Origin of the sequence: Shewanella sp. KCT (assembly GCF_007636505.1) — a bacterium.
GTDB lineage: Bacteria > Pseudomonadota > Gammaproteobacteria > Enterobacterales > Shewanellaceae > Shewanella > Shewanella halotolerans.
Genome location: NZ_LVDJ01000003.1, coordinates 412205 through 431572 on the forward strand (window position 1 = coordinate 412205; position 19368 = coordinate 431572).

The 19368-nt window shown below is 52.0% G+C and carries 14 protein-coding genes; 5 read left to right on the plus strand and 9 right to left on the minus strand.

Annotation, left to right across the window (positions count from 1 at the left end; all coding sequences use genetic code 11):
• Nucleotides 1-82: 82 nt before the first annotated feature.
• Entirely contained in the window at nt 83-448 is a 366-nt protein-coding gene (gene folX, locus AYI87_RS06675) for a dihydroneopterin triphosphate 2'-epimerase (protein WP_144200644.1), read from the minus strand.
• Between the two features lie 75 nt (nt 449-523).
• On the opposite strand from folX, the gene AYI87_RS06680 reads away from it, so the two are divergent.
• Nucleotides 524-1654 carry an AI-2E family transporter gene (locus tag AYI87_RS06680; protein WP_144200645.1) on the plus strand — a complete coding sequence of 377 codons (1131 nt, stop codon included), beginning with the start codon at nt 524-526 and terminating at the stop codon, nt 1652-1654.
• A 64-nt stretch (nt 1655-1718) separates the two neighbouring features.
• On the plus strand, nt 1719-2642 hold the full coding sequence (locus tag AYI87_RS06685) for a class I SAM-dependent methyltransferase (RefSeq protein ID WP_144200646.1): 924 nt from the start codon (nt 1719-1721) through the stop codon (nt 2640-2642).
• 74 nt (nt 2643-2716) lie between these two features.
• Here AYI87_RS06685 and AYI87_RS06690 read toward each other — a convergent pair whose 3' ends face one another.
• The 4 genes from AYI87_RS06690 to ackA all read right to left on the minus strand — a co-directional run bounded on the left by AYI87_RS06690 (nt 2717) and on the right by ackA (nt 7866).
• Nucleotides 2717-2941, minus strand: a complete 225-nt coding sequence (locus AYI87_RS06690; protein WP_011866193.1) for a hypothetical protein — start codon at nt 2939-2941, stop codon at nt 2717-2719.
• A 735-nt stretch (nt 2942-3676) separates the two neighbouring features.
• Complete coding sequence (locus AYI87_RS06695; protein WP_144200647.1) at nt 3677-4108, minus strand: hypothetical protein; 432 nt, start codon at nt 4106-4108, stop codon at nt 3677-3679.
• Between the two features lie 326 nt (nt 4109-4434).
• The gene (gene pta, locus AYI87_RS06700) at nt 4435-6573 is read right to left on the minus strand and encodes a phosphate acetyltransferase (RefSeq protein ID WP_011866191.1); all 2139 of its coding nucleotides are present in this window, start codon (nt 6571-6573) and stop codon (nt 4435-4437) included.
• Nucleotides 6574-6669: 96 nt separating this feature from the next.
• A complete protein-coding gene (gene ackA, locus AYI87_RS06705) occupies nt 6670-7866 on the minus strand; it encodes an acetate kinase (RefSeq protein ID WP_144200648.1) in 1197 nt (398 codons plus the stop codon).
• 195 nt (nt 7867-8061) lie between these two features.
• On the opposite strand from ackA, the gene yfbV reads away from it, so the two are divergent.
• A complete protein-coding gene (gene yfbV, locus AYI87_RS06710) occupies nt 8062-8505 on the plus strand; it encodes a terminus macrodomain insulation protein YfbV (RefSeq protein WP_011866189.1) in 444 nt (147 codons plus the stop codon).
• A 6-nt stretch (nt 8506-8511) separates the two neighbouring features.
• Here the strand turns inward: yfbV and pflA are convergent, their stop codons facing one another.
• From pflA to AYI87_RS06725, 3 genes are all read right to left on the minus strand, one after another.
• Entirely contained in the window at nt 8512-9252 is a 741-nt protein-coding gene (gene pflA, locus AYI87_RS06715) for a pyruvate formate lyase 1-activating protein (RefSeq protein WP_144200650.1), read from the minus strand.
• 103 nt (nt 9253-9355) lie between these two features.
• Nucleotides 9356-11638, minus strand: coding sequence for a formate C-acetyltransferase (gene pflB, locus AYI87_RS06720; protein WP_144200652.1), 2283 nt, complete (start codon nt 11636-11638; stop codon nt 9356-9358).
• A gap of 564 nt (nt 11639-12202) precedes the next feature.
• Nucleotides 12203-13735 (minus strand): DUF3360 family protein, encoded by a 1533-nt coding sequence (locus AYI87_RS06725; RefSeq protein WP_144200654.1) that lies wholly within the window; start codon nt 13733-13735, stop codon nt 12203-12205.
• Nucleotides 13736-14696: 961 nt separating this feature from the next.
• Here AYI87_RS06725 and focA point away from each other — a divergent pair.
• On the plus strand, nt 14697-16223 hold the full coding sequence (focA, locus tag AYI87_RS06730; protein ID WP_144200656.1) for a formate transporter FocA: 1527 nt from the start codon (nt 14697-14699) through the stop codon (nt 16221-16223).
• Nucleotides 16224-16523: 300 nt separating this feature from the next.
• On the opposite strand, the gene AYI87_RS06735 is transcribed toward focA, so the two are convergent.
• Entirely contained in the window at nt 16524-17438 is a 915-nt protein-coding gene (locus AYI87_RS06735) for a LysR substrate-binding domain-containing protein (RefSeq protein WP_144200658.1), read from the minus strand.
• Nucleotides 17439-17781: 343 nt separating this feature from the next.
• Here AYI87_RS06735 and yfcC point away from each other — a divergent pair, with 343 nt between their 5' ends.
• The gene (yfcC, locus tag AYI87_RS06740; protein ID WP_144200660.1) at nt 17782-19311 is read left to right on the plus strand and encodes a putative basic amino acid antiporter YfcC; all 1530 of its coding nucleotides are present in this window, start codon (nt 17782-17784) and stop codon (nt 19309-19311) included.
• The last annotated feature ends 57 nt before the right edge of the window (nt 19312-19368 follow it).

Below are 19368 nucleotides of genomic sequence, written 5' to 3' on the forward strand. Positions count from 1 at the left end.
TTTAGGGGATATCAAAAATATACACCATAGCGAGGGATTCGGATCACTTTTAGGCGGCAGGTAATTAGGGAATGGGTGAGGCTTAGCCCTTCTGGTAGCAGAGCTGCATCGAGACTGAATCGGCAAATCTCAGGGCGTAGGGCTTGTCTATCTCGACCGAGGCGAATTCGACCCATTCATGATCGCTGGCAATGCTTAATACCTGATCCGTGAGGTGTTCTAGCAGTGAGAAGCGATTGTTTTCAACTAAAGCAATGATTTTTTTCGTTATCGTGCGATAATTCAGGGCGTCTTGCATGTTATCGCTGTTACGGGCCTTAGCGGCGCAGTAATGGATTTCTGCGTTGATGGTGACGTCCTGTTTGTTGTTGATCTCATCTTCCTTGATGCCAATGTAAGTGCGAAGACGGAGATTTTTAATTCGAATGATGGCGATTTCTGGTTTCATGATCGTAATTTTTCTTGTGTAAGATTTAAGTTAAGCCTATCAATATTATGGGTAATTCAGAAGGACTTTATTTAGATGACTCGATTTGATAATCAGGGGGTCGCGTTTAAAGGCTTTGCCATCATGGCGTTTATCGTCGTGATTCTGGCAGGGATCAAAGCCGCCAGCCCTATTGTGGTTCCCTTTGTGTTGTCGGCCTTTATTGCGGTGATCTGCAATCCGGCCATCAACGGCATGACCCGCCTTAAGCTGCCCCGCGCGTTGGCGGTGGCCATCATGATGGTGTTTATCGTGCTAATGGGGCTCTGGCTGGCCTCCTTGGTGGGGAGCTCCATTAATGAATTTTCCCGTCAGTTGCCCCTATATAGAGATCAGCTGGTGGAGCAGTTTGCCTGGGTATTGACCAAGTTGCAGACGCTAAATATCGAGGTCTCCAAGGAGCAGGTCTTGGCTTATTTCGACCCGGGTATTGCGCTGTCGATGACCACCAACATGTTGTCCAGTGTCGGCGGCGTGATGGCTAACCTGTTTCTGATCATACTAACCGTAGTGTTTATGTTGTTTGAGGCCCAGGACTTGCCCAAGAAACTGCATTTCGCGCTGGACGATCCTGACATGCGCATCAAGCAGATAGACAAGTTCCTACAGTCGGTTAACCAGTATATGGTGATTAAGACACTGGTGAGTGTGGGAACCGGTGTCGTCGTAGGGACGGGCCTGGCGCTGATGGGGGTCGATTACGCCTTGCTCTGGGCCGTTGTCGCTTTCCTGTTTAACTATATTCCCAACATAGGCTCTATCATCGCCGCGATTCCGCCTGTGCTGCTGGCCTTTATTCAACTCGGCCCTGCCGGGGCGGGGGGCACGGCGCTGCTCTATCTGGCGACCAATACCGTGATGGGGAATATCGTCGAGCCCAAATATATGGGGCGCGGCCTGGGACTCTCGACCCTGGTGGTGTTCCTCTCCTTGATCTTCTGGGGCTGGCTGTTGGGCTCGGTGGGCATGTTGCTCTCTGTGCCGCTGACCATGATCGTCAAGATAGCGCTGGAGTCGAGTCAGAGCGGTGGTTGGCTGGCCATCTTGCTGGCCGATCGCGTCGATGAGACTCTGGTTAACGCCGAGGTACAGGTTAACGAAGCTAGGGTTAACGCCGACGCTCAAGTTAGCGCAGGGGCCGGCGAACAAGCCGACGCGGAAAAGTAGTTCATTATTCGTTAAAGCAATTAGCATTAGTTAAAGCATTCAAGTAATAGGTAAATAGCGTTAGATGGAGTCATTTAAGCAAGCAATACAGCAGGTGCAATTCTCTGACGAGGCCGAGCGGCTGTTTCATGGACGTGGTGGTCGTTATGAGGGCGCCGAGCATCTGTGTCTCGACTGGTTTCCCCCTGTGCTCCTGCTCACCAGTTTCAAAGAGATCGATGAGTCCGCACTCGAGGAGCTGACCCAGTCGATTCAGACGCGCTGGAGGGCAGAGAAGGGAGAGCAGGGCTTTAACCTGGTATTCCAGCACAGATGTGCAGGGCAGACCCAGACCCATCTGCTATACGGCGAGGTACCCGATCCACATCTGGTGAGTGAAAACGGGGCGCGTTTTCTGATCCATCTGCTGCGCGGGCAAAACCACGGCCTGTTTCTCGATATGCGTGCTGGGCGCGCCTGGGTAAAGGCTAATGCCGCCCAGGCCAATGTGCTCAACCTGTTTGCCTATACCTGCGGCTTCTCTGTGATGGCGCTGCAGGGCGGCGCGGATCAGGTGGTCAATATCGACATGAGCAAGGGGGCGTTAGCCATAGGCAAGCAGAACCATCTGCTCAACGAGTTACCCCATGGTGCACGTTTCCTGGGGCACGACATCTTCAAGTCTTGGGGCAAGCTAACCAAGATGGGGCCTTATGATCTCATCATCGCCGATCCGCCGAGCAATCAGCGCGGCAGCTTCGTGGCGACTAAGGATTATGCGCGCCTGCTGCGCCGCCTGCCTCAACTATTGGCGCCGCAAGGCGAAGTTCTGCTGTGTCTTAACGCGCCCGAGCTTGGTATCGATTTTCTCAAACAGCAGGTGACAGAGCAGAGTCCGACGCTGGAGTTTGTCGAGCAGCTGGCTAATCCCGAGGTGTTCTTGGATAAAGACCCCGACAAGGCGTTGAAGGTGCTGCGCTATCGTCAGCGCCAAGCAGAATCAGAATAGGCTTTAAGGGCTAATGAGCTGTGCTCATGGCTAGATCCATTAAAGCCATGAGCTTCTAATTTGTAGGGGTAGAGTTAGTAGCGGTAGAGTTCCTGAATCAAGGACTGACCGTGAGATTCGATGACCTGGGCTATCTGTTGGTGGTCCAGGTTTTTTAACGCCGAAATTTCGTTAAACAGTTTCTCTTGTACGTCGAAGGGCATGGACATTGAGTCCATGAATAGGTGGATAGATAAGGTGTCTCCCTGCGTAAACAGGTCGGCTAGCCTTTGGGCCTCAAATTCGATCAGCGTGTTCATTGCATCACCTCACTCCTGCTTGCGCAAACGATTCGCTATTAATTAATTGATAGCAGTTCGCATTTGAGTCATTAGATCGTTTTATTGTAAAGAAAATGTTTTTTAGTTTTCGCAGCAGTAAAAAAATGAAAGACTTTCACTTTGATCATTGAATATTGACACTTTTAGGCATTTTTTCGCTAAATGCGACCACAATACTGAAAGTTTTCTGTAAGTCATGTTTTTTTAGTGGTACACTAGCGCCCATGAGTTAGCAGATAGTTGCAGCTTATACCCAAGGCAAAATGCACCAATAGAAAAGCATGCCTGTACCCTACACAAAAATCTGGAGTTGTTATGGAAGCCCGTGAATACGAAAGCGCTTATTACCAAGTACAAGATGAAGTAATTGAGTCATTACCTGTCGAGATGGATGACGAAGCGTTTTTGGATTAAGGAAATATCCAAACTGAATTTTCACTTAGGCGCCGAGTCTGGCTGGGTGCGTTAAGGTGAGAGTCTTCAGACAGAAAGAGCAGCCCTAGGGCTGCTCTTTTTTGTGGTCGGTAGGTTTGTTTCTTTCTAATGCCGCTTTGTGGGCGACACGATCGGCCATGTTATTGTAGGCTCGGCCTCTAAGCTAGGCCTCTAAAGCTAGGCTTCTAAAGCTAGAAATCTGGTATCGGCTATTCCGCTTGAGGCCTGCATTTATTGAGATTAGCGCTTGTTGAGACTAACGCATGAAGAGACGAGTGCTTAGTTGAGATTGCCTTTCTCCGGCAGAATTTCCACTATCACCCAGCGCTTATTCACCTTGTGTAGGCGTATGGTGCGATCGTCTATCCAAGGTTGGCCGCCCTTGAGTCCCGTCATCTTGACGATCACAGTGACATCCTTGGTAAATTTGCGGAAGAAGTCGATATCTATCTCTTCGATCTCCAGGGTCACATCGCGCATGGAGAGGTTTAACACGTGGCGCTGTACCGAGGCGGCGATATAGTAGTGCGACAACACCTTCTGCATAGGCTCATCGACAAACTGCTTAGCCTTCTCGACATCTCTGTCGACATAGATGGCACGAAAGAATCCTAATGAGACCTGCTCTGGTGTCATGACGCCCGACATAGTTTCCGAGTCTGGGCTGCAGGCCGTTAAGAATAAAATGAAGATAAAGAGTAATTTTTTCATAGGGTTTAATCGAAAGGCTTTGGCCTAGTATCGCGATTCTCTAAAGTCTTGGCAAGCGGGGCGCGTCAGTCGAAAGTACTTGACTCTTAGGAGCTGGGCTGGCATATCTGAATGAACAAATTGTTACGGTTATCCACAGAATCTGTGGACAAGTATGTTGAAGAGTCGATGCATAACTCTTAAGTGACTGAACTTAATTGGTAAATTTGTGTGGTCATTTTTTGACGCATTGTGCACTCTGAATATTTTTTAATCTTGCCAAACCGTTTGAGTATAAAAAAAGCCTGTCTCGTGACAGGCTTTTTCGATCTTATGGCGAGTACTGATTAGTTCTGTGAGGCTTGAATCGCCGTTAGGGCAATGGTGTAGACGATGTCGTCGACCAGGGCGCCACGAGACAGATCGTTAACCGGCTTGCGCATACCTTGTAGCATAGGGCCTATACTGATCAGGTCCGCACTACGCTGAACCGCCTTGTAGGTGGTGTTACCTGTGTTCAGATCCGGGAAGACGAACACGGTTGCCTGACCGGCCACTGGGCTGTTTGGCGCCTTAGACTGAGCCACGTTTGGCATCACGGCGGCGTCGTATTGCAGCGGGCCGTCGATCACCAGCTCAGGGCGTTTCTCCTTGGCGATACGGGTTGCTTCTCGCACCTTATCGACGTCTGAACCTGTGCCAGAGCTACCGGTTGAGTAGCTGATCATGGCAACCTTTGGTTCGATACCGAAGGCCGCGGCGCTGTCGGCCGACTGAATGGCGATATCTGCCAGCTGCTCGGCGTTTGGATCTGGGTTGATGGCACAGTCACCATAAACCAGTACCTGATCTGGCATCAGCATGAAGAAGATAGAGGAAACCAGGCTAGAACCGGGTGCCGTTTTGATCAGCTGCAGTGGCGGACGTATGGTGTTGGCCGTGGTGTTTACCGCACCAGAGACGATACCGTCGACTTCACCCTGTGCCAGCATCATGGTGCCCAGTACCATGTTGTCTTCCAGCTGCTCACGGGCAACCACTTCTGTCATGCCTTTGTGGCGACGCAGTTCAACCATAGGCGCAACATAGCGCTCACGAGCGGTTTCAGGCTCGATGATTTCAACGCCTTCGCCCAGGGTTACCCCCTGTTGGCTGGCGATACGCTGGATCTCTTCAGGGTTACCAATCAGCACACAGCGGGCAATGCCGCGCTCGGCGCAGATGGCGGCCGCTTCGATGGTTCTTGGTTCGTCACCCTCAGGCAGTACCACTGTCTTGGCCGCGGCGCGGGCAAGCTCGGTGAGCTTGTAGCGGAACGCTGGTGGCGACAGTCTGTGCTCACGCGGTGAGTTCATGGTGACGCTTTCTACCCAGCTCTGGTCGATATGGCTGGCAACATATTCCTGCACCTCTTCGATACGCACGGCATCATCCACAGGCACTTCATGGTCGAAGCGCTGGATGTTGAGCGAGGTCTGCCAGGTGTTGGTGTCAATCAAGAATACCGGCAAACCTGTCTCAAAGGCTTGCTCACACAGGGCCATGATCTCAGGCTCTGGTTCATAGCTACCTGTCAGCAGCAGTGCACCCACCTTGACGCCGTTCATCGCCGCCAGACAGGCAGAGACGATAACGTCCGAGCGGTCGCCCGAGGTCACCAGCAGAGAGTCTGTCTTGATGTGGGTAACCATGTTAGGAATACTGCGGGCGCAGAAGGTGACCTTGCGTAGACGACGGGTATTCATCTCTCCGGCGTTGATGATGCGGGCACTCAAGTGCTTGGCCAAATCTGAGGCGCGTGGCGCGACCAGGTTCAGGTTATATGGCACGCTGCCTAGGATACGCAGCTTGCTCTTGCCAGGAAGCTGGAACATGCTGGCGGCGTCTGGACGCTGCACATCCTGGTGATCGAACACCTCTGACAGATCTGGGCGGGCGCGGCCTTCATCGTCTACCGGGGCACCAATCTTGTTGATGATGGCGCCAATGAGGCGTTTGTTCTTGCTGCCACCCCAGGCGTTGTGGGCGATTTCGAGACGGTTCATCAAGGCGGTCGGGGTTTCGTTACCCGGCGCGGCGACGAAGATGATGTCAGCATCCAGCGCCTTGGCGATCTCGTAGTTGATGTCGTCAGAGAAAGGGTGGTTGCGGGTTTGCACCAGACCTTCGACGATCAGGGTTTCGCTTGGGTCGGCACACTCGGTTGCGCGGGCGATGATCTGCTCCATCAAGACATCAGTCTGATCGGTGCGGATCAAGTGCTCGGCGTGAGCCATGTCGAAAGGCTCGAGCGGGTTCACCGTCGGCGACTTGCTAAGGATGGTGGTCGAGCGCTCAGGGCCCTTATCGGTTGGGCGCTGCTGGGCGATAGGCTTGAAGAATCTCACCTTTACCCCGTGGCGCTCCAGCGCGCGTACCATGCCTAGACTGATAGAAGTCAGGCCGACGCCGGTACCATTGGGGATGAGCATAATATTGCGAGACATAGTTACCTCTTATGCCCCGGCCAGACACTCGGCCGGGTCTTGTCAAAATTGGTGGCGGCGCTTGGCGCCGCGATAGCATTTACTGCTGCGATAACATTACTTTAGCAGTGAAACGGCGTCTTCGGCGATCACCCACTCTTCGTTAGTTGGGATCACCATGGCAACTGGACCATTGTCTGTGGTGATCTGACCCTGGTTACCAAAGCGTGCGGCCTGGTTACGCGCTGGATCCACTTCGAAGTTGAAGATGGCGAGCAGGTTAAGCACCTTCTCACGGATAAGATCTGAGTTCTCACCGATACCACCTGTGAATACCAAGGCGTCCAGACGACCCAGTGGTACAGTGTAAGAGGCGATATATTTAGCCAGACGGTAGCAGAAGATCTCTAGCGCCAGTGTCGCGCCCTTGTGGCCTTCGGCGTAGCCTTCTTCGATGCCGCGACAGTCGTTAGTCAGCTCAGAGATGCCCAGCAGACCGCTCTGCTTGTTCATCAGGTTGTTGACTTCATCTAAGGTGTAACCCAGACGATCTACCAGGTGGTAGATGATAGATGGGTCAATGTCACCACAGCGGGTACCCATGACCAGACCTTCGAGCGGTGTCAGACCCATAGAGGTATCGACACTCTTACCGCCTTTAACCGCGGTGACAGATGCGCCGTTACCTAGGTGGGCACAGATGACGTTGGTGTCGGCTAACTCTTTACCCAGCGCCTTGGCGGCTTCGCGGCTCACGAACAGGTGGCTGGTGCCATGCATGCCGTAGCGACGGATGCCGTGTTCGCGATAGAGCTTGTAGGGCAGGGCATACACGAAGGCGCGCTCTGGCATGGTTTGGTGGAAGGCGGTGTCAAACACGGCGACCTGTGGCAGGTCAGGGAAAGAGGCCTGGGCGGCGCGAATACCGATAAGGTGCGCAGGGTTATGTAGCGGTGCCAGGGCGGCACAATCTTCGATACCCGCGATCACGCTGTCATCGATCACCACCGAATGGGTGAACTTTTCACCACCGTGAACCACGCGGTGACCGATCGCCTGGATCTGGGCGGCGACGTCAGGATACTGGCCCAGAATCTCTTTAACGATAAACTCGACCGCCTCGCGGTGGGCGGTGAAGGCCCCTAGCTTAGACTCGAATTTGTTGCCATCGACTTTCCACTTGATGCGTGAATCTTCCAGACCAAAGCACTCTGCTAGACCTGAGATCTGGTCGTCACCCGTAAGCGCGTCGATAATGGCGAACTTCAGTGATGAGCTGCCGCAGTTTAGTACCAAAACCAGTTTGTTAGACATGTTTAAAACCTTTTGCAAAGTGAGTGAATGACTGGCATTCACCAAAATTAAATGACCACAAAGCCTAGGGCCGGTGTCGCTTTAAATTCTCGTTCCTGAGATTAAGATTCGGTCTCTGCCAAGGCGATGCCGCTTGGGGCTGACGCTCGCCTTGTGCTATGGTAAAGACAGTCTCTTAAGTGTTAGGTGTCATCATTGACTGTTCAAGTGTTAAAAACCTTAGGGGTCGGTCGTCGCTATATGAAGACCTGGCCTATGGTTAGACAACTTAGTTTTTATTTTCCAGAGTATCGCGTGATCCGCGCGACGGCTCTGGCGATTCGCTTGATGCCGCTGCTGGCCCTGCTGGCTGGCGGCAGTCAACTCTATCTGTATGGCTGGGCCTGGTTACCTCAGGCTATTACCATCGCCTTATTCTTTATCAGCTTGCCTATTCAAGGCTTGCTTTGGCTCGGTTGGCGAGCTAAGCATCCGCTGCCACTTTCTCTGCTGGATTGGGGCAATAATTTGTCCGCCAAGCTCCAGGGGATGGGGGTGGCTTGTCCCCCGCTAGGTGCCAGTGCCTGTTATCTGGACATGGCGGTCATCTTGAAGATGGCCTTCGAGCGTCTCGATAAACACTACTGGGAAGCGCTCTAATCTTTGTTAGTACACGGCAGTTATGCCGGCTTCCACAAACACCTGTTTAATCTGTTCCATGGTTTCGCGCGATGGGGGAGAGATATCCTTGAGGGTGTACTCTTCGCCCATGGCTTCCCATTTGTGTTTTCCTAGTTCGTGGTAGGGCAGTAGCTCCACCTTCTCCACGTTGGTCATAGGTTTAATAAATTCTGCCAAGCCCTGTGCCGAAGCAATATCATCGGTATAGCCGCCCACGACAACATAGCGTATCCACACTTTTTGTTGGCGTTTTTGGAGATACTGGGCAAATTGCAGCGTGCGATGATTGCTGACATGGGTTAAGGCGATGTGTTGGTCGTCATCGATATGTTTGATATCGAGCAGTACCAAGTCTGTGTTATCGAGGAGTTCATCGATAACTGGGGTGTATTTACGGACGAAGCCGTTGGTGTCTAGGCAGGTGTGTATCCCTTGCGCTTTGCAGGCCTTGAACAGGGCCGCAACAAATTCGGCTTGCAGTATGGCTTCGCCGCCACTGGCGGTGACGCCTCCGCCGCTGGACTCGAGAAAAGGTCGATAGCTGATGATCTGTTCCATCAGCTCGTCGACCTCGATTTCACGTCCACCGTGAAGATCCCAGGTGTCACGATTATGGCAGTATTGGCAGCGCATCAAACAGCCTTGCATAAAGGTGATAAACCGAATGCCGGGACCGTCAACTGTGCCAAAGGATTCCAGTGAGTGAATCCGCCCTTTTACTGTCATTGTGACTCCGAAAACTTCAATTAAAGTAGGCTGTGCTAAATTAGTGCACAGCCTAGCTTATATTCACCAAAAATCTAGCGTTTGACCGCTCGATTGACGGAAATTACATCCCTTTGGTGAAAGTACGTGTAATGACGTCCTGTTGCTGCTCTGGTGTCAGTGCGTTGAAGCGCACGGCGTAACCAGATACACGGATAGTCAGCTGTGGATACTTGTCTGGGTTAACCACGGCATCCTCCAGCATTTCGCGGTTCATTACGTTCACGTTCAGGTGTTGACCACCTTCGCGGGTCTCGTTGTGAGCGAAGTAACCATCCATCAGCGCAGCCAGGTTAGCGCGGCGACCGTCGTCATCTTTACCAAGGGCATTTGGCACGATAGAGAAGGTATAAGAGATACCGTCCTGTGCGTGAGCAAATGGTAGCTTGGCAACTGAAGTCAGTGAGGCGATAGCGCCTTTCTCGTCACGGCCGTGCATTGGGTTTGCGCCCGGTGCAAATGGCGCGCCTGCTGGACGACCGTCCGGCGTAGTACCTGTCTTCTTACCATAAACCACGTTTGAGGTGATGGTGAGGATAGACTGGGTCGGGATCGCGTTACGGTACATCTTCTTGTGACGGATCTTAGCCATGAAGCGCTCAACCAGCTCGGTAGCCAGGTCATCGACGCGTGCATCGTTGTTACCAAACTTAGGATATTCACCTTCGATGTCGAAATCGACAGCGATGCCGTTTTCGTCACGAATTGGCTTAACCTTGGCAAACTTGATGGCTGACAGTGAGTCGGCAGCAATAGACAGACCGGCGATACCACAAGCCATGGTGCGACGTACGTCTCTGTCGTGTAGCGCCATCAGAGCCGCTTCGTAAGAGTACTTGTCGTGCATGAAGTGAATCGCGTTTAGCGCAGACACATATTGAGTCGCTAACCACTCCATCATGGTGTCCAGGCGGCCCATCACATCGTCAAAGTCCAGTACCTCATCTTTGATTGGCTCAAACTTAGGACCGATCTGAGTCTTAAGCTTCTCATCCACACCGCCGTTGATAGCGTAAAGCATGGTCTTGGCCAGGTTAGCGCGGGCGCCGAAGAACTGCATGTGCTTACCAACAACCATAGGGCTCACACAACAGGCGATGGCGTAGTCGTCAGAATCGAAATCGGGACGCATCAGGTCATCGTTTTCGTACTGAATAGAGCTGGTGTCGATAGACACCTTAGCGCAGTACTTCTTGAAGTTAAGTGGTAGTTTCTCTGACCAAAGCACTGTGATGTTTGGCTCAGGGCTTGGACCCATGTTGTATAGGGTGTGCAGGAAGCGGAAGCTAGACTTAGTCACCAGTGTACGGCCGTCAAGACCCATACCTGCGATAGACTCGGTAGCCCAGATTGGGTCGCCAGAGAATAGCTCGTCGTACTCAGGGGTACGTAGGAAGCGCACCATACGTAGCTTCATCACGAAATGGTCAACCATCTCCTGAGCTTGCTGCTCGGTCAGGACACCATTATTGATGTCGCGCTCGATGTAGATGTCCAGGAAGCTAGAGGTACGGCCAAGAGACATGGCGGCGCCGTTTTGGCTCTTCACTGCGGCCAGGTAGCCGAAGTAAGTCCACTGAATCGCTTCTTTAGCGTTGGTTGCAGGACCTGAGATGTCACAGCCGTAGCTGGCCGCCATCTGCTTCATCTGACCCAAAGCTTTGTGCTGCTCGGCGATCTCTTCGCGTAGCTGCATGGTGGCTGAAAGGTCTTCACCCGCTTCAAACTGCGCTTGCAGTGAGCTGAACTGGGCAAATTTTTCCTGCATCAGGTAATCGATACCGTACAGGGCGATACGACGGTAGTCACCAATGATACGACCACGGCCGTAAGCATCTGGCAGACCAGTCAGTACGCCAGACTTACGGCAGCGCATGATCTCAGGGGTGTAGATGTCGAATACGCCTTGGTTGTGAGTCTTGCGGAGTTCTGAGTAGACATACTTGATGTTTGGATCCAGTTCACGACCATAGGCAGCGCATGAACCTTCGACCATGCGGATACCGCCATTGGGTAACATGGCACGCTTAAGTGGCGCGTCTGTTTGTAGACCGACAATGGTTTCAAGATCTTGGTCGATGTAACCTGCTGCATGAGAGGTAATGGTAGAGACTTTGTCGGTATCGAAATCAACAGGTGCGTGGGTGCGGTTTTCCTGTTTGATACCTTCCATCACTTTGTCCCAAAGCGCGCTGGTCGCTTCGGTGGGGCCGGCTAGGAAAGATTCGTCTCCTTCATAGGGCTTGTAGTTCTTTTGAATAAAGTCGCGTACATTTACTTCAGACTTCCAATCACCAGGAGTAAAACCTTCCCACGCTTTGGTGAACAGCTCAGTTTTTTCGGTCATCGTACTAATACCTTCTGTTTGAGATAAAGGTTATTGGTTATCGAGAGGCTGTCACTGCAGACGTTGCGATACACCAATAGCTATTCTTCGCAGCTCCCTTCAATGTATTACCCGGATGATGGGAACTGAATTATCGAACCGGTAAACCGTGTCGATTTAAATCTGTTTTACGCGATATCCGAAGCCATTTGACACTCACTGTCTAAATCGATTCGGTTATCGTTAAATTGGTAAGACCAATTAACCATATGCATAGTACCATATCTCCCTAGGCGCTGCATCTGAATCGGTCTGCTTTTGCCCGAGTTAATGCCAAAATTGCTATCGGGTTATCATTTTTGGCGCAAAATTTCGTTTGCATCTCACCTAAGAGTCGGTTATTTGCGCGAGGTGGTTCACACCTTTGTCTGACAACCTGTGACATCGATGATAAGGGTGATTCCCCGGCGTTATGAGCGCCATGCCCATAGGGCATATTGATGCCTGTTATCAGCAAGTTTGATGTAAGTATAGGGGAGATAAAAATGAAGAGGGCCTAAGCCCTCTTCGTCGTCGTTTGCGCGATTAAAGTAGCGCTGGGATCCCTTGAATCATTCCCACTGCCAACATGGCGGCGAGACAGATAACAAAAGCCAGACCCGGAATGATCAGTCTGTCGGCTAGACTCAGGCTAGCGGCACGTTCTTTATCACCAATCAGGCCGTTATTATCTAGCAGCATGGTGAGTGCCCAGGCTAGCACAGGGTTGGCAACGAATGAGGCGAAGATACAGATCCCCGCCGCTTGGCTGCTTTGGGTGTCTTTCACCATCTGCATGCCGGCTTCCAGTAGTGGCAGGAATACGCCAACCAGCAAGGCGATTGACATCACAGGGCGCCATACGGTGACATCCATTGGATAACCCAGTACCGCGACTATGATACACAGGCTGCCCAGCAAGATGGCGCCGGCAGGAATAGGACGCTTAGCGATTGCCGCCGGGATCATGTAGGTACCCCATGAAGAGGTGATGTTACCGCCACCCACAGCTGTGCCCACAATTTGACGTAGCGAACAGGTGGTCATGGTGTCATCCACATCCATCAGCACTTTTTCTGTGCCTTTAGGGTAGTTCAGCTCCTGGAAGATACGGTGACCGAGGAAGTCTGGTGACCACATAGCAACCGCCAGGATGGCGAAAGGCAGTGATGCGATGAAGTGCTCGAAGTTAGGTAAGCCTAGCTGCCAGCCGTATTCCGTAGAGCCCCACCAGTACGCTGGGTTCAGGTTAGGGATGCCAGGCGCGGTAACAAATTGCAGATCTAAGCCGGCGCCGAGGGCGAAGGCCAGCGCAATTGCCGCGATAGAACAAAGCGGAATAGCCAGCCAGCGTTTACCCACCTTGGCCAGATAGGCGTAGAGAACGACGTTCACCAAAAGGATGAAGAAGGCAACATAGCCCAGGCTATAGTCCAGGGCGTGCTTGGCCTGCAGGCCACCGGCCCAGTCAAACAGCGAGGTGATCTGACTCTTGGCGCCCATGAAGCCCAGGAAGACCAAGAGGCCCCCCGCGACGCCGCTGGAGGTGAGGTTCACCAACCTGGAGCCACCTTTAAAGTAACTAAGCAGCAGACCAAAGATACCCAGAAGGATCGCAAGCGCTAACGGGTGCGCGCCAGCTAAGGCGATGGTACCGATAAGCGGGATCATGGGGCCGTGGTTGCCGCCAAGGTTAGCGCGAGGGTTGATAAATCCGGAACTGATGATACAGAAGAGCAGGGCGGGGATGAGCATTTCGACGCGAACTACCTGAATGGCGAATTCGGCGCCTAGGTTGATGTGTTCCCAGCGCTCACTCAGGCCCGAAGCCCAGGCGGCCATTACGGCGGAATACATTACCGTGATGCCGATAGTACCAGCAATGGCGGGTACCAAGTCTTCCCACTCGAAGCGGAAGTCGCGTCCCGGCAGGTTGAGGCCCCAACGTCTGGGCTTCATGATCTGTAATTCGTGGTCTAAATATTCTTCACGAGTGGCAAACTCGCTGGCAGGACGGTGAAGCGCCTTGTAAGTCAGCTCAGAGGCTTCCATCTCTTCTTTTTTGACTGTTTCTGACATAATTTCTCATTCTCCGAAAAGAACTTATTGACTCATCAATTCGATGAAGACTTAGAGGTAATCCTTGCAAGTCAGCGAGTGTCGTTTGTTGAAAAACCCCCAGGTGCCACTCGAGTAACTTGTCCGCCCCCTAGAATGGATAAAACACCCTAAATCCGGCGAGCAGTTGCATCCCTAACGCTGTTTTAAATTGGTCTGACCAATTTACCTCATAAATCTTAACATAGTGAATTTCACCTGACATTAACTATCAATAAACTTGAAACTGGTGATTAGATGATTTGGGAGCTAGTTAACATCTTGTATCGCCATTTCAGATCAATTTTTACATTAGGCATATATATTGCGTTTGGATATGGATCGCGCCTTTTGTCACTTTTGGGAGCCACTCCCCCCATTCTCGGCAAATTAGAGATGCCTCGCACGGCTCATATTTTTGGCTGGGGTCGACCTCACATAAAGCTTGTGCGATGTGCTCTGTATCTCACAAATGCTCATCTGGGTCTGCCGCTTCGTCTCCAGCGCACCCACACAAAGGACTCGCCAGGGATGTTAATCAAGATGCCTTATAGCTTAGGCAATAGGTGATTAGTTGCCAGTTTGCCCTGGTGAGTCGCACGCCTTTACATCTCATGGGCGCTTCTATCTCTATTTTCCTAAGTAACATTTTTCTCCTTATAAATTATTGTATTTATTTGGTTTAAAGGTTGTTTGTTGCTGATTTAACAACTTGCTTACCTCCAGGTTTTGTTATCAATTTTACTGATTGTCTCATTCATTATTATCAAATTTTATTCCCTCCTTTTAATGGCTAATCTCGGCATCAGAGAGTGAGGCAATAGGCTAACTCTTTGTAAAAACATTTATTAATCAATAGCCGTCTTTCGGGACTTGGCACTTGCGGAGATGACGTTAATGAAATTTCACCCCTCTTTTACGCTCGGCTGGAGATGGACGCGCCATGACGATACCTAATCTAGTGCCATTAGCAGCCAGGCGGATCGAGCCAGCGCCTTCGAGCGAGCCTAGCCTGTGTCAACGCGCCGCGACTTATGGTCAGGAGAAGGTGACTAAGCAGGCGATGCAGTCTATCGGTCAGGCGATGTTTGCCGGCGCCTTTATCGCGCTCGCCTTCGTGTTTTATCTCACCGTCACTACGGGGGCGTCCGGCGATTGGGGCATGGTACGGCTCGTTGGCGGCCTGGCTTTTAGCCTCGGGCTGATGTTGGTGGTGATCTGTGGTGGCGAGCTGTTTACCAGTAGCGTGCTGAGCAGTGTCGCCTGGGCGCAGAAACGTGTCAGCACGCAGGAGCTGCTGGCCTGTTGGGGACGCGTCTATCTGGGTAACTTTTGCGGCGCCATGTTCATGCTGGCATTGATCCTCGGTGCCAAGATGTACCTGTTAGATGGCGGGTTATGGGGCCTCAATGCCTTGAAGGTCGCCCAACATAAGCTGCACCACTCCTGGGGCCAGGCGTTCGCCTTGGGCATCTTATGTAACATGCTGGTTTGTTTGGGGGTTTGGATGACCTTCGCCAGTAAGGAGGCGCTGACTAAGGCCATCTTGTTGATGCTACCTGTGGCGATGTTTGTCAGCAGTGGCTTCGAGCACAGCATAGCCAATCTCTTTATGGTGCCCCTGGGGATCGCCATCAAGCAGCTGGCCATCTTGGACTGGTATCAGATCCCCGGATTTACCGCCCAGCAATTTAGTGATCTGACGCTGCTTCATTTTCTGACCAATAACCTGATCCCTGTGACCGCGGGCAATATCGTCGGCGGTGGCCTAGTGGTGGGGCTGGGTTACTGGTGGATAGATTCAAGTAAGGCACATGTTGGCCCACTCGCTCAGGTGACATCTATGGCGGTGCATCTCGAGCCTGTGTTAAACCGCAGTGATCAGAGTAACAGACAGGACAACGGCAGCGAGCTCGCTGCACATTCAATCTCAATATTATCTAGTAAAGCTTGTAGGGGAGAGACCCAAATGCCTAAATCGATTCAAAAATTAAATGTCAGTACGCTGATGGAGCAGACACCTTTTACCCTAGCACCTGAGCTCTCTGTGTATGAGGGGCTTAAGCAGCTCAACGAGAAGCAGCTACGCGGCGCGCCCGTGGTTGATGCTAAGCAACGCCTGCTGGGGTTTGTCTCCCAGCAAGATCTGCTGCGTAGCCTATGGTCAGAAGAGTTTATCCGTGGCATTAGCTACAAGGTGGCCGATCTGATGCAGACCCGTGTGTTGACGGTAACCCCTGATGATGCGGTGGCCGATCTGATAGAGGTGATGGTGGTAGATCGTGACAAGCTGTTTCCCGTGAGTGACATGGGCGTGCTGACCGGCCATACCTATGCCAGTTACGAGGAGCGACTGCGTCACGCCAGCGCGAGTAAGCCCAGCTGTTTTCCTGTGATCAGTGAAGGCAAGTTAGTTGGGGTGATTAACCGAGAGTCCATCGTAGCTAAGGTATGCGCCATCTACGAATAGTGTCGTCTCACTCGAATAGCATTTCATTCGATTAGCATCTGACTTCGGTTGAAATTAGCCAGGTCGGAAGCTGATGTTCGCTCGATATTAAAGGGCTAGCCTTGATAGCGAGCTTGTCTGAATAGCTCATAAGGCCAGATGCAGACGACAAAAAGAAAGGGGCGAATGCCCCTTTTTAATGTCTACTGAATTGCTGGCTCAATTGTCTGTTTGATTTGCAGTTCAATTGCCTTTTCAATTGCCGACTCATTTTACCTGTCAGTTAAGCAGGCAGTGAGTTGGGCAACTAATCCTAATTCTCTACTTATTGCTTTTGGCGTGCTGGCGATGTTTGCTCAGGCGTCTGGCCTCGGTGATCACGCAGTCACGTAGCGGATTCTCGCCTGAATCGCAGCGCCACACGAAGGAGAGGTGCCTCTGCATGTTGAGCTGCGGTGTCGGTAAGATAACCAACTCGCTGGCGGCGACCTCTTTCTCCACATCCAAGAAAGGCAGGCTACTCAGATAGGGGCCATTTTTCACCAAGGCCTTGAGCAGGGAGACATGCTCATACTCTTTCCATACGTTGAGCTTTTCGATGACGCCATGGATCGCCCCCTCGAAGATGCGGCGGGTCCCGGCGCCTTGTTCGCGCAGCACCCATCTTGCTTGTTCAAGCTGCGCCAGGCTGATATTGGTCTGCTTGGCGTAGGGGTGGTGAGGCGAGGCGACTACCACCAGATGATCGTCTAACCATTGCTCCTGATAGAGACGGCTGTCGTCGTTGCGGCCTTCTATGATGCCAAAGTCATATTCGTAATTAAGTAAGCCCTCGACCACGTTCTCAGTATTCTCCACTGTGAGCTCGATCCTAAGTTCGGGAAAATCGGTATCGATTTTACTGATGAGCTCAGGCAGCAGATGTTCGGCGGCCGTTTGACTCGAGCATAAACGAAAACGACCACTTATAAGGTGTTGTTCGTGAAGGCCTAATTCGATCTGTTGTGCATCTTGCAGCAGGCGTCTTGCCCTTGGGCGCAACCAGTTCCCCCAGTGGCTGAGGGTGAGGCGATTGCCCTGTCTGATAAACAGCGGGCGGCCGAGCAGGTTCTCCAGCTGGCCAAGGGACATGCTGACGGCAGACTGTGTCATCGACAGTTTTCGCGCCGCGGCACTCACACTTTCCAGGCTGGCTACGGCATCGAACACCATGATTTGTTTTAGTGAGTACTTCATCGACCTTGTGGCGTCCTAACTGATTTGAACAATAAAGAAAACTATCAATAAAATTGATGCTTGTGTGATATTGATTGTATGAGTGCCCGGGTGCTTTCACAAGTAAAGCGTTGATTTTATCTAAGTTACTCGACCTGCCTCACTCTTTGCCCGCGTCTTGTGCGCCCCATGACATTTCTTGCCAATACGTGAATCCTATCTAGGGATGCTTGAGTCATTATGGTCGCCTGGTCTGAGCGTTATCCCTTATTCGCTGGTAAGGGGGATTCTTGTGCAGTGAAAAGGGAATTGGTTTATATTGGCGGGCAATAACTTAGATTCCAAGAATAACCATGGAAAAGCAATGGCAAATCAAGCGCCTTCCCCGGCGGCGAATCCGCAAAAGAAAATTCATTTACCCGATACCTTAGTGATCATCTTCTTCGTGGCCCTGGCCGCCATGTTGCTAACCTATCTAGTACCCGTCGGCTCCTTCGAGACCCAGGAGATCCATTATCTTGCCGATGGCGTAGAAAAACAGCGTAGTGTGGTCGACCCGAACTCGTTTCGCTTTAGCCTGGATGAGGCCGGAGAGCATCTCAAGCTGCCGGTCGCCCTGTTTGAGGGAGGCGGAGGCGTAGGTTTCTTTAACTTTGCCTTCGAAGGCTTAACCTCGGGTTCTAAATGGGGCACCGCCATTGGGGTGATCATGTTTATGCTGGTGATAGGCGGCGCCTTCGGCATAGTGATGGAAACCGGCACCATAGATAACGGCATCATAAGGCTTATTGATAAGACCCAGGGCAATGAGCGCCTCTTCATTCCCGCGCTCTTTATCCTGTTCTCCCTTGGTGGCGCCGTGTTTGGTATGGGGGAGGAGGCGATCGCCTTTGCCATCATTATCTGCCCTTTGATGATACGTTTAGGCTTCGATGGCATCACCACTGTGATGGTGACCTATGTGGCGACTCAGGTGGGCTTTGCCAGCTCCTGGATGAATCCCTTCAGCGTGGCGATTGCCCAGGGCATCGCCGGCATTCCCGTGCTGTCGGGCGCTGGGGTAAGGGGCCTCATGTGGGCAGGCTTCACTCTGATGGGGGTGATCTTTACCATGCGCTACGGCGCCAAGATCCAGGCCAATCCCCAAAGCTCACTCTGTTATGAGTCGGACAGATATTTTCGCGAGCATCATGCCGCGAGCGAATTACAGAGCCGGTTTAACCTTGGCGATAGCCTGGTGCTGCTCACCATCTTGCTCACGGTAATCTGGGTGATTTGGGGCGTTGTCGCTAACGCCTGGTTTATTCCTGAAATTGCCAGTCAGTTCTTTGCCATGGGGATTGTCGTGGGGATGATTGCGGTGATCTTCGGGCTCAATGGTATGACGCTGAATCGTATGGCGACCAGCTTCAAACAAGGCGCTGGCACCATGCTCGAGCCAGCTCTGCTGGTTGGCTGCGCCTCGGGGATCTTGCTGCTTCTCGGTGGCGGCAAGCCTGATGAACCAAGCGTACTCAACACCTTACTCAATAGCGCAGGCGGACTGATTGGCCAGTTACCTGCGGTCGCTTCGGCCTGGTTTATGTTGCTGTTTCAGTCGGTGTTCAACTTCTTTGTGACCTCGGGGTCGGGTCAGGCGGCGTTGACCATGCCTCTGATGGCTCCTCTTGCCGATATCGTCGGTGTGTCCCGCCAGGTGGCCGTATTGGCCTTTCAGTTGGGGGATGGTTTTACCAATGTGCTGGTACCGACGTCGGCGTCATTGATGGCTACATTAGGTGTATGTCGCGTCGATTGGGGCATTTGGGTCAAGTTTATCTGGCGTTTCATGTTGGCGCTGTTTCTGGTATCTAGCCTTGTAGTGGTTGCTGCTCACTATCTCGGCTTCGTCTAAGAATAAGCCTTTAATTTTGGCAATAAAAAACGGCATCCTAGGATGCCGTTTTTTCAT